The 15,709-nt window shown below is 38.2% G+C and carries 10 protein-coding genes and 4 pseudogenes; 11 read left to right on the plus strand and 3 right to left on the minus strand.

Annotation, left to right across the window (positions count from 1 at the left end; translation table 11 throughout):
- Nucleotides 1-132: 132 nt before the first annotated feature.
- Nucleotides 133-1,374 (minus strand): MFS transporter, encoded by a 1,242-nt coding sequence (locus tag V3595_RS17400; protein WP_485908538.1) that lies wholly within the window; start codon nt 1,372-1,374, stop codon nt 133-135.
- A 220-nt stretch (nt 1,375-1,594) separates the two neighbouring features.
- Here V3595_RS17400 and V3595_RS17405 point away from each other — a divergent pair, with 220 nt between their 5' ends.
- The 9 genes and pseudogenes from V3595_RS17405 to sdaAA all read left to right on the plus strand — a co-directional run bounded on the left by V3595_RS17405 (nt 1,595) and on the right by sdaAA (nt 13,139).
- On the plus strand, nt 1,595-3,310 hold the full coding sequence (locus tag V3595_RS17405; RefSeq protein ID WP_485908539.1) for an ABC transporter ATP-binding protein: 1,716 nt from the start codon (nt 1,595-1,597) through the stop codon (nt 3,308-3,310).
- A 219-nt stretch (nt 3,311-3,529) separates the two neighbouring features.
- Nucleotides 3,530-3,637: pseudogene (locus V3595_RS17410) on the plus strand (hypothetical protein); the annotation flags it as partial.
- Between the two features lie 266 nt (nt 3,638-3,903).
- A pseudogene (locus tag V3595_RS17415) lies at nt 3,904-4,891 on the plus strand (NAD(P)-dependent alcohol dehydrogenase).
- A gap of 189 nt (nt 4,892-5,080) precedes the next feature.
- Complete coding sequence (locus tag V3595_RS17420) at nt 5,081-5,617, plus strand: GNAT family N-acetyltransferase (RefSeq protein ID WP_485908540.1); 537 nt, start codon at nt 5,081-5,083, stop codon at nt 5,615-5,617.
- Between the two features lie 190 nt (nt 5,618-5,807).
- Nucleotides 5,808-6,368: an HPP family protein gene (locus V3595_RS17425; protein ID WP_485908541.1), complete on the plus strand. Its 561-nt coding sequence runs from the start codon at nt 5,808-5,810 to the stop codon at nt 6,366-6,368.
- Between the two features lie 226 nt (nt 6,369-6,594).
- Nucleotides 6,595-8,913, plus strand: coding sequence for a helix-turn-helix domain-containing protein (locus V3595_RS17430; RefSeq protein WP_485908542.1), 2,319 nt, complete (start codon nt 6,595-6,597; stop codon nt 8,911-8,913).
- 162 nt (nt 8,914-9,075) lie between these two features.
- Nucleotides 9,076-10,311 (plus strand): MFS transporter, encoded by a 1,236-nt coding sequence (locus tag V3595_RS17435; RefSeq protein WP_485908543.1) that lies wholly within the window; start codon nt 9,076-9,078, stop codon nt 10,309-10,311.
- Nucleotides 10,312-10,325: 14 nt separating this feature from the next.
- Nucleotides 10,326-11,507: an amidohydrolase gene (locus tag V3595_RS17440; protein WP_485908544.1), complete on the plus strand. Its 1,182-nt coding sequence runs from the start codon at nt 10,326-10,328 to the stop codon at nt 11,505-11,507.
- A 69-nt stretch (nt 11,508-11,576) separates the two neighbouring features.
- Nucleotides 11,577-13,139: an L-serine ammonia-lyase, iron-sulfur-dependent, subunit alpha gene (gene sdaAA, locus V3595_RS17445; RefSeq protein ID WP_485908545.1), complete on the plus strand. Its 1,563-nt coding sequence runs from the start codon at nt 11,577-11,579 to the stop codon at nt 13,137-13,139.
- 155 nt (nt 13,140-13,294) lie between these two features.
- On the opposite strand, the pseudogene V3595_RS17450 reads toward sdaAA, so the two are convergent.
- Nucleotides 13,295-13,443 (minus strand): annotated as a pseudogene (locus V3595_RS17450) (DNA alkylation repair protein); the annotation flags it as partial.
- A gap of 38 nt (nt 13,444-13,481) precedes the next feature.
- Here V3595_RS17450 and V3595_RS17455 point away from each other — a divergent pair.
- Nucleotides 13,482-13,780 (plus strand): annotated as a pseudogene (locus V3595_RS17455) (DNA alkylation repair protein); the annotation flags it as partial.
- Between the two features lie 137 nt (nt 13,781-13,917).
- Here V3595_RS17455 and V3595_RS17460 read toward each other — a convergent pair.
- Nucleotides 13,918-14,832 (minus strand): DMT family transporter, encoded by a 915-nt coding sequence (locus V3595_RS17460; protein WP_485908658.1) that lies wholly within the window; start codon nt 14,830-14,832, stop codon nt 13,918-13,920.
- 253 nt (nt 14,833-15,085) lie between these two features.
- On the opposite strand from V3595_RS17460, the gene V3595_RS17465 reads away from it, so the two are divergent.
- A complete protein-coding gene (locus tag V3595_RS17465) occupies nt 15,086-15,577 on the plus strand; it encodes an Lrp/AsnC family transcriptional regulator (RefSeq protein ID WP_485908546.1) in 492 nt (163 codons plus the stop codon).
- Nucleotides 15,578-15,709 lie beyond the last annotated feature (132 nt).

Genomic DNA, 15,709 nt, shown 5'->3' on the forward strand with positions numbered 1-15,709 from the left:
CTGCATTTGATTTTTCGTCTATCGTATATTTAGTCAAAAAAACTGCACCTCCAATTGTTAGATGTTGTCTAACAATTGGGGTGCAGTTCAAAAACCAAGGCTCCTTTTTTATGGTGAATCGAAAGAAATGCATCATCGAGGAATATTAGATGACTGACTTGACAGTGATTGATCATATTTTTTCCCTTGTAAGTCGTTCCTTTTATAAGTTGCATAAAGAAAGGCAAGGAATATTAGGGTGGAAGAAAATTGGAACGTTGTTTTGACACTGTATGTTTCCGTTATATACCCTAATAGTAAGACAGAGCCGGCAAATGTAAGATTGATGACCGCTCCCCAAACGGCATAAATTTTTGCAAGAGTCTTTTCCGAAGCATGGTCTTGGAATAGCTTGGTGTAGATCACTTCCCGGATTTGTTCTGGGAGACCGTACAGGCATGCCAGCAGCAAAGCCAACGCAGGAATACTGGTAGTTCCAAAAAGCAGGATCAGCAGTGAACTGAGAAATAGCCCGAAAGTGATGAAGAATCCAATATATTTTTCTAGTAACTTGGCAAAACGGATGACGATCAATCCACTGAAAATCATGCCGACAAAGTAGCTTGTGTTAATGTATCCCCACCACTCCTCACCCAGTTGCAGGTTCTGTTCTACATATATATAGATAACGGCAGCCACCCACACACTTGAAGCTAAAGTAGTTATAAAATCAATGGAAATAAGGGTACGGATAGTTGGGATTTGGCGAATCGCAACCCAGCCGGATTTAATCGAACCCCAGTTTGACGGAGCAACAGATTCCGTCGTTTGTTCTGAGACTTCGATTCTCACTGTATAGATCGTTGAAACGGCAAAAAGCAAGACCGTAAGCCAAATAATGAAACTGCTGTTGGTACTTATCAATAAGACGGAACCTAGTGGCCATCCTGCTACAAAGATGGTCTGGGTGATCACATTCAAGAAACCATTCGCTTTCATCCGTTCTTCTTTTGGTACTAATTGAGGAACCAAAGCTGCGCTGACCGGGGCAGCGACTCCATCCAATATTGAAATCAAGGCAATGAAGAAAATGACGGCAACAGAAAAACCATGATTAAAACTTGTTATATAGATTCCTAGGCAAACGAGTAAGATAGTTTTCCACCATTGAGATTGCACTAGGATTCTTTTCAAAGGAAACCTGTCGATGACAAGGGGGGCAAATATACTGCTGATAAACCGAAAAATCGTTGTAGTGAACGGAAGCAAACTCAAATATAATGCAGATCCCGTCAAGGTATATAATAGTGAAATCAACCCGACTACATAAAATATATCCCCTAGATTTGCAAACGCCTGACCGATCCAAAGGCATCGAAACGAAGTGTTTTTCATGAATACCATCCTTTTATAAAAAATAAAGTTAATGAATATTTAGAATGGTTATTTTTTCACACTGGATTCACTCCTTAATTTAATAGATTGCATGAGCCGGGTTGGGCTGGTTTATATGGATGATTTTACCACAATATGAACATGGGGGTTCTGAAATGCTTGCTGAATATTGAATATGGAATTATACTCCTTAATATATGTAAAAAAGGAGAAAAATTTGATGATTCGACGTTTTGCTTCATATTACCTGCCGCATAAGCGGTTATTCATTATTGATTTCTTCAGTGCAGTGGTCGTGGCTGTACTTGAACTAGCATTTCCGCTAGCTGTTCAGTGGTTTATAGATACATTGCTGCCTGGCGAAGACTGGTCTGCAATTGTTTCGGTAAGTGCCGGTTTGTTCCTACTTTATATCATCAGTACCTTCTTACAGTTCATCGTAGGGTATTGGGGTCACAAATTGGGTATCAATATCGAGACTGATATGCGTGAAGAATTATTTGAGCATGTGCAGAAACAATCTTTTCGTTTTTTTGATAACACGAAAACCGGCCATATCATGAGCCGCATAACCAATGATCTTTTCGATATTGGTGAACTTGCTCACCATGGTCCCGAGGATTTATTCATTGCCTTCATGACTTTTATAGGCGCATTTTGGATTATGTTGACAATCAATGTGAAATTGGCACTCGTATCGGTTTGTATTTTACCGTTCCTCGTTTTATTAATTGTCATAAGTAATTTAAAGATGAATAAAGCCTGGAAGAAAATGTATACAGAAGTTGCAGATGTAAATGCCCGTGTGGAAGATAGCGTCTCAGGAGTGAGGGTTGTCCAATCCTTTACTAATGAAACATATGAAATGAAAAGATTTGCTACTAATAATCGCAGATTCCGTAAAGCGAAACTTCTTGGATATAAGGTTATGTCCTTTAGCTTATCAGGCATTTACATGATGACGAGGTTTATGACCCTTGCCGTGTTGGTGATTGGAGCTTGGCTAACTTTTCATGGGCAGCTCTCTTATGGTGAACTGGTTGCATTCGTCTTATATGTTAACGTATTGTTTAAGCCGATCGACAAAATCAGTGCATTGATGGAACTCTATCCAAAAGGGATGGCCGGCTTTAAGCGTTTTACGGAACTTCTGGATGTCGCGCCTGATGTCGTCGATAAAAAGGATGCAATAGCGGTAACCACCCTTTTAGGGGATATTTCCTTTAAAAACGTTTCTTTTAACTATGAAGACAAAAAGCCAGTTTTAAAAGGTATTGATCTTACAATCAAAGCTGGTGAGACCATTGCTTTTGTCGGTCCTTCAGGAGCTGGGAAAACGACAATATGTTCATTGATCCCAAGATTTTATGATGTTAATGCCGGTTCAATATCCATTGATGGAATTGATATTCGTGAGATGACGAAAAAATCATTGCGCTCACAAATTGGCATTGTCCAGCAAGACGTGTTTCTTTTCACAGGAACTGTAAAAGAGAACATTGCGTACGGAATGCTTGAGGCATCGGATGAACAAATTCAAGAAGCCGCTAGGAAAGCCCATTTAGAGACTTTCATTGAAGGACTTCCAGAAGGCTATGAGACTCAAATAGGTGAACGCGGCTTGAAATTATCCGGAGGACAAAAACAACGAATTGCAATAGCAAGGATGTTTTTGAAGAATCCACCAATATTAATTCTCGATGAGGCAACCTCTGCACTCGATACTGAGACGGAAAGAATAATTCAGCAGGCTCTTACAGAACTAGCTGAAAACAGAACTACGTTAATCATCGCACACCGATTGGCAACCATTCGAAACGCTGACAAGATCGTGGTTGTTACGGAAGAAGGAATTGCTGAAGAGGGCGGTCACGATGACTTACTTAAGCAGGGGGGCATTTTTGCCAATCTGCATCAATTACAATTCCAAAAATAATGGTGATCAAAAGCTACATGTCCTTTCATTGAGGATATGTAGCTTTTTTAATAGAATTGAAAGGAGTTCAATCAATAATGATTTCGTATAATTTCAAAAAATGACATTAAAAAGGGTAACAAACATAACCATATACAACTTAGGAATCCACTTAATGAAATAATCGAGAAATAGGAGAAACATTTGCCGTTATTTAGTTTTTTTAAAAAAGAGACCGTGAATGAATACTTGCAAAAAACAGCATTGGAAACCGTTGATGGACTATTATTGCATCCTCTTGTCGGTGAAACGAAAAAAGATGATATACCTGCGGATGATAGGAAGGAATACTTGAGTTTATGCGTCCTAAGGTGGTTGAGTTTTTATTAGAGGCATGAAGATAAATGAAGGCGAGTAAGCTAATGTAAACGCGTTTAAAGGGATTATTCAAAAGTTGATCGCTTTTTGGATAGGATCTGGAATAATGCAATTTTTATTTCCGTAATTTGGTATTCGGTTATTCTTTATTCAACGAATAGAGCAGGATAGTTCAAGTACAGTTATTGAAGATTCGTAGATATTAAGTGAATATAACGAATTGGAGAGGTGGATTAATGAAAGCAATCGTGTACACCAAGTACGGTCCCCCCGACGTTCTTCATCTGAAAGAGGTAGAAAAACCTGCTCCTAAGGAGAATGAAATACTGGTCAAAGTAAGAGCGACAACGGTAACAATGGGGGATATTCGATCACGGAGCTTTTCAGTTCCCCTCTCTGTTTGGCTGCCTGCCCGGATAATAATGGGAATAAGACGTCCCAAGAAATCCATATTGGGCTTGGAGTTATCTGGGGAAGTTGAGTCAGTAGGCAAAGATGTCAAGTTGTTTAAAGCAGGTGACCAGGTTTTTGCAGCTTCCCAAGTGGGGTATGGTGCTTATGCCGAGTATAAGTGCTTGCCTGAAGACGGGCCCGTTTCCATTAAACCTAATAATTTATCTTTTGAGGAAGCAGCAGTCATTCCAATAGGGGCACGTACAGCATTGTTTTATCTTAGAAAAGCTAAACATTCAGAGTGGCCAAAAGGTTCTTGTCTATGGTGCTTCAGGGAGTGTAGGAAGTTATGCAGTACAAATAGCAAAGTATTTCGGAGCAAAAGTTACAGGGGTTTGCAGTACCGCGAATGTAGAATTGGTAAAATCTCTTGGAGCCGATAAGGTCATCGATTACACATCAGAGGATTTTTCCAGAGATGGTGAGACCTATGATGTTATCTTTGAAGCGGTAAACAAGAGTCCGTTTTCAGATTGTATGAAATCGCTGAAGAAGGACGGAACCTATCTAAATGTCACCGTACCGGTACCTGGTCTTCGAATGCTATGGACTAAATTGACAACGAGCAAGAAGCTGATATTGAGTCAAAATTCACCTGAAACCCCCGAAGCTCTAAACTTCCTCAAAGAACTTGTTGAAGCGGGGAAGTTAAAAGTGGTCATTGACAGATATTATGCGTTTGAAGAATTAGTTCAAGCCCATAGATATGTAGAGAAAGGACACAAGAAGGGAAATATCGTAATAACTATGGAACATAACGGCAAATCCTAATAAATAGGATAAGTAATCAAGCTGCTGTTATAAAGCTAAGGGATGCGTTAATTATAAGGTTAGCCGGTGTATACTGGTTGACCTTTTTTTAAAATGGAAGTCTGATATATGTCAAGGTAGTACGTACGGTGTTATTGAGGTGTGCCTCTGGAAAGAAATAGAACTGGTTTTAGCAAAGGGAGTGGAAAAATGTTTCCAATATTAGAGACAAAACGGTTGGTCTTAAGAGAATTGGCTGAAGGGGATGCATTAGATTTATTAAAATGTTTTTCCAATCCAGATGTATTACGATATTATGGGCAACCTCCATTAACAAATACAGATCAGGTGAAGCAAATCATTAGGAATTTTTCAAAGAATTTCGATGAAAAACGCGGAATTAAATGGGGAATTGAATTGAAAGGAAAGGATGGCATTATTGGAACGATTGGATTTCAAGAATGGTTCCATGAACATAAGAGAGCAGAACTGAGCTATGCACTTTTCCCAAATTATTGGGGCACCGGTTATGCAACAGAAGCTGTCCGTAAGGTGATTTCTTATGGTTTTAAAGAGCTTGACTTAACGCGTATTGGAGCAATTGTTTTTATTGAAAATAAAGCATCCAATAAGTTGCTGACAAATTTAGGCTTCAAAAAAGAAGGGATATTGAGAGATTATATGTACCAAAATGATGTTTCGTTTGATACTAATCTATACTCTTTAATAACGGTAAAGCCTAAATGAATTAACAAAGTACTAGGAATACTCGCGCCATGCTCACAGACATAAGGGAAATTGTTAACTGTTTTATGGAAAACAAAAATGAAAATTCAGATATATATTTAAAAATTCATTGTTTTCCTGTAAGATAACAATATGAAAAAACCCTGTCGACTTGTCGACTTACTTAGAAAACGCGAGGAAAACATAAATTATGGAATTCGAAAAGAGTCTTGAAAAAAGTTGGAGCAATCAACAAAACATAGGTTTAACAGCATATTTAAAGAAAATGAAGGGCGAAGCTAGAGAAAAAGACAGAATTGATTATATGGATTCCTTTGTTTCAGCTATAGGTGGGCTCATTGCTATTATCATTATTAGTTTTATAGCTGTCCATTTAGGATATCCTATGGCATTAGCTCCTCTTGGGGCGAGCTGTGTTATTGTTTTTGGTGCGCATAAAAGTCTCTTGTCTCAACCACGTAATGTTATTGGAGGACATATTATCTCTACTACATCGGCTCTTATCATTTGGAGCATCTTTGGTAAAAGCCTGCTCATTATCGGTCTAACATTGGCTATTGTATTGATTATAATGACTTGTACAAAGACTGTTCACCCCCCCGCAGCGGCAAGTGCCCTTGTTTCTATTAATTCCCAAGCTGGTTGGGGATTCCTGATTTCAATTGTATTAGGTACCTTATTATTAGTTTTTATATCGATGATTTATAATAACTTATTTCAAACAAGACAATATCCAAAGCACTGGTTTTGAAAAATTAATATATTAACTAAACGGGTGCTTAATTTGTGACTGTATTATAGCTCCTCACTAATTTGATAACTGCTTTACTTCAATAAGCGGGGAGCTGCGGCTTTTCCTTACTAATAGTATTAAAAACATTACTTACCATCACATTTACATAAAAAATAGCGTATGATAATGATTTGCTAAAGCTTGATGGGCAGTGGTAAAATCCCAGTAAAAAAGGTGAATGTTCATGTCTGAACCAGTAATAGGAGATTCTTATCAAATCAGTTTGCAAAATATTCGCCATCACTCACAGCATATCCATTTAGGAATAGAAATTCTTTTCGTAATTCGGGGAGAAGTTGAAGTTATCGTCAATCAAGATTCCAGGCATTTGGCGGAAAATGATCTCCTGCTAATTAATGCTAATGATGTTCATACCGTTAAGGGGCATGAAGATAATGTAGTACTATTGCTGCAAATTCCCCTAAATTCCATCGAGCAGCTTTATCAGGATATTCATGTGTGTTATTTCGACTGCCATTCATCCAAAGAGGATAATGGGCTATATCTTCTATTTGATCAGATCCGTCAACTCTTGGCTGAAATTTTAATCGCACATTACCAAGAGCAGGATGGAAGTGAACTTGAAATCAACAGTCTGATTTACAAGTTAGTTACACTCCTTATCCGAAATTTCAAAACCACACATCTCGGGCAGAATCGATTTATTGAAATGAAGGATGAAAGAATTAGGGACATCCTTACTTTTATTGAAAAAAATTATCGTAAACAAATGTCTTTTGAAGAGATTGCCAAACGGCAATATTTATCCCTATACTATTTGTCCCGTTATTTCAAGCAGGCTGTTGGTGTCAGTTTTTCACAATATGTAAAACAAATCCGTTTGAAATCAGCTGTTCATGAGCTGTTATATACCGATCATACCATCATGAAAGTCTCGTTAAATAATGGTTTTCCAAATGTGAAAGCTTTTAACAAGGCTTTTAAGGAAATGTACAATCAAACACCTGCCGAATATAGAGGTCTTCATAAAAAAGAACCTTTCCAGGAAGTAAATAATATAAGCGAACAATATACTCTGGTGAATTCGCCGCACTTTTTAATTGAATTGAGCAAGTATATTTCGCAAAAGGACCAAAATGTTACGGTGAAAGAATCGGGGGTTTCTGCGGTACATATTAATCTGCCGGAAGAGCCTGTTCTTGTCCGGGATAAAGCCCAGCGATTACTGGTGATTGGTCAGCTGGAATATGCCTTAAATGAAGAAGTCCAAGCAGAATTAAAGCTTATTCAGGAGCAGCTCCATTTTGAATATGCCTATTTCACGAACCTATTATCCCCCGCTTTTACGACAATGGACCCGTTTTTGCAAATAGGAGGGCCATATTATAAGATTGATGCGTTATTTAACGAATTTCAAAGGCTGGGTTTAATTCCGTTCATTAGCGTTGAGATTGAAAAGGAAGTCGTAAGCAGCCCCGATTATATAAGGATGTTAGATGATTTTTTACAGCACGCCGTCAGTTATTTTGGCGATGACTTTGTCGGGAAGTGGCAATTTGAATTGGTGTTCTCCGAATGGGATCAAAAAGCCCGGACTTTTTATCAAGAATACTTTAAAACTGTTAAAAAGAGGGCTTCCACCGCAAAAGTTGGAATTCATGTGCCATTTTCCTTAGAAAAAGGATTATCAGTCCCTGTTACTGAATTTTTAAAGCAAATGGAACAAATTGATCTGGTGTGCTTCAGCTGCAATCCTAATGAACAAGTTGACTTTACCGATATGGATAACAGTTCCTTCAAGGGAGTAAAAGATTATATAAAAAAATCGTGTATTGAATTAAAAGCAAACCTTTCGTCAGCTAGCTTGGCTGGCAAACCAATTTACCTGACAAACTGGAATACACTTTACGGTAATACAGTAAATTTAAGTGGAACTTTTTTTCGATCAGCTCTCATTTTTAAAGACATGCTGGATGTTATAAAAGAGATTTCCGGTTTGGGATTTTGGATTGATACCCATTCATTAGAAAAAGGTAATATGAATAATGATAATATTGCAATGAATGGAATTGCCCTGCTTTATTATTATCAAATAAAACGTCCGGCGTTTTTTAACATGCAATTAATCGCAAAAATTGGGCAAGAAATTTTAGCCGAAGGTGAGGACTTTATACTGACGAAGGGGAAACAAGGGTACCAATTAGCTTTATATAACAATTCTTATGTTAATCCCACTTATTCTGTCGAAAGCTTCTTTTTGAGCTCCTTAACAAAGGAAAAGAAAATCATGATTTCAGGGCTGCCTTCTGGCACTTATCAAATTCGCAAATACATTCTCGATAGAAATAACGGTGCATTTTACTTTAATTGGCTCAATCTCAATCAGCAGTATATCTATGATCAAGAGATCATTACGTATCTCAAGCAGCGAGCCTATCCAGATTTGCAAATCTATGAGGAAAACATTGTCTCGGAGCTCTTATTACAATCCACCTTGACGTTAAATGCCATTCATCTCTTTGAAATTAGGCCATTAGGTTAAAACTTAATGGTCTTTTTTTGTTGTTAAGTTAGGCCAAGTTATGAAAAAGGGCAAATGAAGGAGTGTGTTTTCGACAATGATTGGAATGTTTTCAATACTTAAAAAATTTATAATGAAGACAAGAAAGCGATTACATAAATATTAATTCGGAGGTAGCCTTTTATGTCTGTTTCTCAAGGAACGATTAAGAAGCAAAGCGATGCAAAACTTTCGGTATCAAAGGAAAAGAATACCGGTGGAGTTTTGTTGACTACAGCTTTAATGGCTGGTTATTCCATGATTTACATGGACAAAAACATGATTTCGACTGCAATTATCCCAATTGCAGAACAATTCCATCTAACAACAAGTCAAACCGGTTTGATAATGAGTTTATTTTTCTTGGGCTATTCATTAATGCAGATACCTGGGGGATGGCTCGCAGATAGGATTGGATATAAAAAGGTACTAATGCTTTCGCTTTCGCTCATTACGATATTTTCATTTGCATTTGGCCTTGCTGGAAGCTTATTGATGTTTATTTTGATTCGTTTTTTGGCTGGTATTGGCCATGCAGGCTATCCTCCAAGCTGTTCAAAAGGAATCGCCGAAAATTTCCCGAAAACAAGACGAACTTTTATTCAATCGCTCATTTTGTCAACGAGTGGAATTGGCGGAATTTTTGCGTTTGTAATCGGGGCACGGCTGATTGACTTAAATTGGCACTATGCCTACTATGCACTGGGGACATTTTTTGCCATAGCGTTACTTATGGTTGCTTTATTGGTACCTAATAGCCACCCAACTGCCAAAACGAAGACTGAAAAGAAACAAGTTAGTTTTAAGTCAGTGATTTCTAATCGAAATGTAATTATTTTATTCGTTGCCATGCTGCTGGCGAATGTGGCTTTTTATGGAAATATGTCATGGCTGCCAACTTTCCTAAAGACAAAATTTTCACTATCCATTAGTACGGTTGGGATAATCCTGGCAGTGAACGCTATTGGAGGAACGTTAGCTTCCATATTTGCAGGTGTATTGTTGACAAAATATTTCGCTGGCAAGGAAAAGTTACTGTTAATGGTATGTTCAGTCCTTTCATCCTTGTTGTTTCTTGGTTTAGTATTCTCAAATTCCTTGGCCCTTTCCATTGCTTTCTTATATGTGCTCACATTTTTACTAACCACGATTTTTGTGGGAATTTTCTCTTGGCCGCACAAAATTTTGCCTGAGAAAGTAATTGGGTCATCTATTGGGATCGTCAATACGGGTGGAACGCTTGGGGGCTTTATTGCACCAATGGCATTCGGTGCTTTAATTTCCATGGCCGGTGGATCGTTTTCTATCGTTTTTATCACATTGGCAATAGCCGTAGTAATATGCGGTCTAGTTTTACTTACCGTTAAAACAGAAAAATAATAGGAGGGAAAATGATGTTAGATCAATTAATGCAAAAACTTGAAGAGAAAAAAGAAAGAATGATTGAAATACGCAGATATCTCCATCAACATCCTGAATTATCTTTTAAAGAAGAAAAAACGGCCCAATATATTGCTGATTTTTATAAAGATAAAAATGTAATAATACGGACAAATGTTGGCGGATATGGAGTGGTAGTGAAAATCGAAGGAGGACTGGCAGGTAAAACGGTTGCCCTGCGTGCTGATTTTGATGGACTGCCTATTATGGAAGAGGCAGATGTACCTTTTAAATCGGTTAATCCAGGTGTTATGCATGCATGCGGTCATGATGGACACACTGCCTATTTAATGATATTAGCCGAAGCATTAATCGAAATGAAAGACCAATTAAGAGGAAACGTCGTTATCTTGCATCAGCCTGCGGAAGAAACGCCTCCTGGTGGAGCAATTGCCATGATTGAAGATGGATGTTTGGAAGGTGTCGATAGTATTTTCGGTATTCACCTTATGTCCCCATCGGTGACCGGGGAAGTCTACTATCGTTCTGGAGAAATGCAGGCCGGACGCTCATATTTCAAAGTGAAAATCCAAGGAAAAGGCGGACATGGTTCGATGCCGCATACAAGCAATGACAGCATTGTCGCAGCAAGCCATTTTGTTGTAGCAGCCCAGACGATTGTCAGTCGCCGAATCAATCCTTTTGATATGGCGACAGTAACGATTGGCTCGTTTGATGGAAAGGGATCATTTAATGTCATAAAGGACAGTGTGGAACTTGAAGGAGACGTTAGAACCATGTCCAGTGAAGTTCGTGCTAAAGTGGAAACGGAATTCAAGCGAATACTAGCGGGGCTTGCTAAAGAATTTGACATTACCTATGACTTAATATATTCGCATGATTACCCTGTTTTGGTGAATGATAATGCCATGACTGAACTGGTGGTAAATGGAATTAAAAAGGCTGGAATTCCTGAAGTCAAAGCGTTAATGGAAACACCGCCAATGTCTGGTTCAGAGGATTTTGCTTACTATTTGCAAAGAATTCCTGGCAGTATGTTTTATGTTGGAGCAAAGCCGGAGAATGGTCCAGTTTATCCTCACCATCACCCTAAATTTGTCATTAATGAGGACAGCCTTATCATCGCGGCAAAAGCAATGGCAGCAGTAGTTGCGGAATATTTTGAACAGAAGTAAACAAAGGGAAAAAGGGGACGGTTCTTATGCCTGCGGCGTGGGAACCTTCTTCTTTATAGGAGTGATCACATGTCTTTTACTAATTTAAAAGAGTTAATTGAACTAGCAGAGCAGGAAAAATCAACTATTTCGGAATTGATGATCAAAACAGAGGTACAACAGAAAAGCTGTTCCAGGAAAACGATTATCGAAAAAATGTCAGAACAATTTACTGTAATGGAGGAGGCTGTCCGCAGAGGTACAATGAGTCCAGTCATGTCGCGTACTGGTTTGACTGGTGGGGATGGAAACCGTCTTTATCAGTATGCCCAAAACGGCAATTCCTTTGTCAATCCTAAAACATTGAATGCTGCAGCAAATGCACTCGCGGTATCAGAAGTAAATGCTGCAATGGGGCGGATTGTGGCGACGCCAACAGCTGGGTCAGCGGGAATCCTGCCAGCTGTCCTTGTTCACGCCCTTGCCAGCGGGAAATTTACCCGAGAGCAGATTGTACAGTCAATATTCACTGCCTCTGCCCTCGGCTTAGTTGTTGCCAATAAAGCTTCGATATCAGGGGCAGCCGGCGGGTGCCAAGCTGAAATCGGTTCAGCAACCGCAATGGCAGCCGGCACCCTGGTAGAGCTTGCCGGTGGAACACCAATGCAAGTTGGAAATGCCGTCGGAATTGCTTTGAAAAATTCACTGGGATTGGTTTGTGACCCGGTTGCTGGGCTGGTGGAAATCCCGTGCATCATCCGCAACGGTTTACATGCAATTACCGCCCAAGCTGCTGCAGATATGGCTTTAGCCGGGATAGCCTCCGTCATCCCACCGGATGAAGTGATCCATGTGATGCATGAAGTCGGACAGCAAATGCCCGAATCGTTGAGAGAAACCGGTATAGGCGGTCTTGCCGGAACTCCGACCGGGCAAAAATTAAAGAAGCAGATTCTAAACGAAAAAACTAGTGGCTGTGGGCCGGCAAAATACCAAAGTGCGTATGAAATCATCGGTCCCGTAATGGTTGGCCCTTCGAGTTCCCATACAGCCGGGGCTGTCCGGATCGGGAATATTGCCCGCCAGCTATTAAACGAAAATCCAGTATATGCAAAGTTCTCGCTGATGGGCTCTTTCGCAGAAACCTATCAAGGCCATGGAACAGACCTAGCTCTTTTAGCTGGTGTGCTCGGGTTATCTACCATGGATGATGGCATTCCAAATTCAAAGGAAATTGCTGAGGAAAATGGCTTACAATATGAATTCACGAAACGGGTGCTTGGAAGCTACCATCCAAATACCGTTCTCGTAGAATTGACAGGGTTCACACGTACTGTAAAGGTTTTGGTCAGCTCTTTAGGCGGTGGTAAAGTGGAGGTTCAGGAATTCGATGAGTATCCATTTAAATTTTCAGGTGAACGGCCAACACTTGTTATTCGCCATTCCGACCAAAAAGGGGTTATTGCCGAATTGTCGGAAATTCTATATCAAAAAGGGTTCAATATAGCCCGTATGGCCAATGAACGTTCCAAAATCAATGGTGCTGCAATAACGATTTGTGAAATCGACAATACAATCGAAGACACTCTCTTATCTTTATTAAAAAGAGAGATTCCGACTATTGACGAAATTGTTTTGGTTCAAACTATGTAGGTACCTATAAAATTATCCATTAAGCTCGTGATCGTATTTTCGCTGATGCAAGAAAGCATGGTATGCGAATGCCTTTTGTCTATAATCTGATGCCAATCTTAAGGGCAAAATTAATGGGGAAAACTCCAAAAAGAAGGTAGTGCAAAATAATAATTCCATTTATCAGCAACTTCTTGTGCAATATCTGACTCTGATAAAGTTACAGCGACTACAAAATCGGACAGCATATTAAAATATACATCTAACGATCATAATCCGACTCAGTCATGGCTTTTGGGTCAACAATAATGCCTGCATAGGACATAGCATCGTAGGTCCCCGTGGCTCTCCAGCTAGACGGTGCTTTTAGGGAATCGACTAGACGTTGAATTTTCAGAAAGCAAGATTTCCAATATGCTTGACCTTGTGAAAAATACAATTCACGATTCGCCAGAACGAACGAAATCCGCTATGAATAATTTTCTATACACTTGGGGATTTCATATTTGCCACTCCATGAAAAGGCAGTCGAGACCGCAAAGGCAATAGGAATAGTCAAATGGGACAAGAATAAAAGCAGTTTTCTAAATGCTTACAAAAGTATTCAAAAAGAAGTCGATAAAGGAAAGCTTGGTTTTAAACGCAAGCATGTACGATGTTAAAATTAGCACTTTTTTATTAATTCCTTATCCGGAAAGTTTTTGAACAAATAAGCCTGTATCCACCTTGGATCAGGCCTTTTTTGTATATATAGAAAATTAATCACGAGAGATATTATGTTTTTAGACTTTGAAAAAAATCATGCTTGAATCTGCGATTGTCTAGAATTCTTTTTGAAAATCACCTTCGCTTTAAAATATGAGAACAAATAACAACCTATAATCACAATACCACTACCAATTCCTTGTACCCACGTCATTTTTTCACCTAATAATAGAAAGGCTAAAATTGCAGTAAAAATAGGATTGAAATTCAAAAAAATACCAGATGTTGTTGTACCTAATTTTTGTACACCAATGTTCCAAAGTACCATACATGCTACAGTTGAGATAACGCCTGTATATAAAATAGATTGTATGAAAGAAGTATTTATATTAGACACTGTAAAATTAGAAAAATTAAACGGAAGAAGAACTATAAGTCCAAATATACCAGAATATAATGTAGACATCATGGGTGTTGTTGTTACCATTGCCCATTTGCTACAAACGGAATATATTCCCCAAACGCATACAGCAGCCATCATATATAAATCACCTGTATTAAATCGTAATGAAAGGAATAGATCAATATTTCCTTTTGAAAGTACAAGTATTACGCCAATAAGCGAAAAAAACATAGAAAACATTTGTAGAATATTAATTCTTTCTTTTAAAAAGAAAAATGAAAAAATAGCAATTGAAATCATATTTAATGTTGATATTAACCCAACATTAGTGGCGGAAGTTTTCTCTAATGCTACAAATTGTAATAGGTTAAATAGAACCACACCTGTAATTCCCATCAAAAATAAAGGAAGGATTGCACTTCGAGGAGGAAATATCTTTCTTTCTTTCCACCATACAATTGGCAAAAGACAACTAATAGCAATGATCCACCTTAAACTCGTCAACGTCATCGGAGAAGCATGTTCGACAAGCGACTTTCCAACGACAAAGTTTCCACCCCATAACAAACTTGTTAAAAGTAATAACGAAAAATAATAATATTGCATTTCATTTTGCTCCTTTTCATCTTTCACAGTTTAAGTGAAAAAAGATCGAAGCCATTGTGCACAATGACATTTCAATTTTCATAATTAATTACTAATAATTTTAACATTTTAGTTCGTTAGTTAATATATTATTTTGTATAATAGAAGAAACTTAAAATAATATTAAAAAATGTTGCTGATATACAGAATTAAATTAAGTCTTGGCTATTAGAAGATACCGTTTTTGGAACATTTGTAAAAGGGGTGACTATAAGTGGAATCTATCGTAAGCAAGGTTCTAGATAATGTTGATATTCAAATTTTAGATTTACTGCAAAAGGATGCACAGTTAAGCAATACAGAGCTTGCAAAGCGTGTCAAATTATCTCCACCAGCTATACATTCAAGGATAAAACGTTTGGAAAATGAAGGATTTATTAATGCACAAGTAGCAATTTTAAACCAGGAGAAGCTAGGTTTTGATTTATTATGTTTCATTTTTATTAGTACGAATATACATCAATCTGAAGAACTGGAAGTTTTGGAAAAGGCATTAGCTTCTATGTCAGAAGTATTAGAGTGTCATTGTTTAACAGGTGAGTATGATTATCTTCTAAAAGTGGCTAACAAAGATCGGAAGGAATTAGAAATATTTATTAGAAAGTTAAATAAACTAGGCATCACAAAAATTCAAACTAGCCTAGCTCTCAGAGAAATTAAATATTCAACTGTTTTACCTATATCGGAAGAAAAGTCCCGTTCGTAAAAGTACACTTTTACGAACGTTTTTTGATAGACAAGAGAGAGAGAGAAAAAGTAGAAGAAGGAATAAAAAAATGAAGTCCTTAAATTTGGAAACATACAAGTCTGCAGCAAGGAACAAAATGAAGAACAGCAA

Source organism: Bacillus sp. CFBP9009 (assembly GCF_036541465.1).
Classification (GTDB): Bacteria; Bacillota; Bacilli; order Bacillales; family DSM-1321; genus Peribacillus.

Bases quoted from the DNA above. Each gene is read 5' to 3' on its own strand.
- V3595_RS17435 (WP_485908543.1), top strand. From the start codon at position 9,076: ATGTCTGTTTCTCAAGGAACGATTAAGAAGCAAAGCGATGCAAAACTT.
- V3595_RS17430 (WP_485908542.1), top strand. From the start codon at position 6,595: ATGTCTGAACCAGTAATAGGAGATTCTTATCAAATCAGTTTGCAAAAT.
- V3595_RS17440 (WP_485908544.1), top strand. From the start codon at position 10,326: ATGTTAGATCAATTAATGCAAAAACTTGAAGAGAAAAAAGAAAGAATG.
- V3595_RS17420 (WP_485908540.1), top strand. From the start codon at position 5,081: ATGTTTCCAATATTAGAGACAAAACGGTTGGTCTTAAGAGAATTGGCT.
- V3595_RS17460 (WP_485908658.1), bottom strand. From the start codon at position 14,832: ATGCAATATTATTATTTTTCGTTATTACTTTTAACAAGTTTGTTATGG.
- V3595_RS17405 (WP_485908539.1), top strand. From the start codon at position 1,595: ATGATTCGACGTTTTGCTTCATATTACCTGCCGCATAAGCGGTTATTC.
- sdaAA (WP_485908545.1), top strand. From the start codon at position 11,577: ATGTCTTTTACTAATTTAAAAGAGTTAATTGAACTAGCAGAGCAGGAA.
- V3595_RS17400 (WP_485908538.1), bottom strand. From the start codon at position 1,374: ATGAAAAACACTTCGTTTCGATGCCTTTGGATCGGTCAGGCGTTTGCA.
- V3595_RS17425 (WP_485908541.1), top strand. From the start codon at position 5,808: ATGGAATTCGAAAAGAGTCTTGAAAAAAGTTGGAGCAATCAACAAAAC.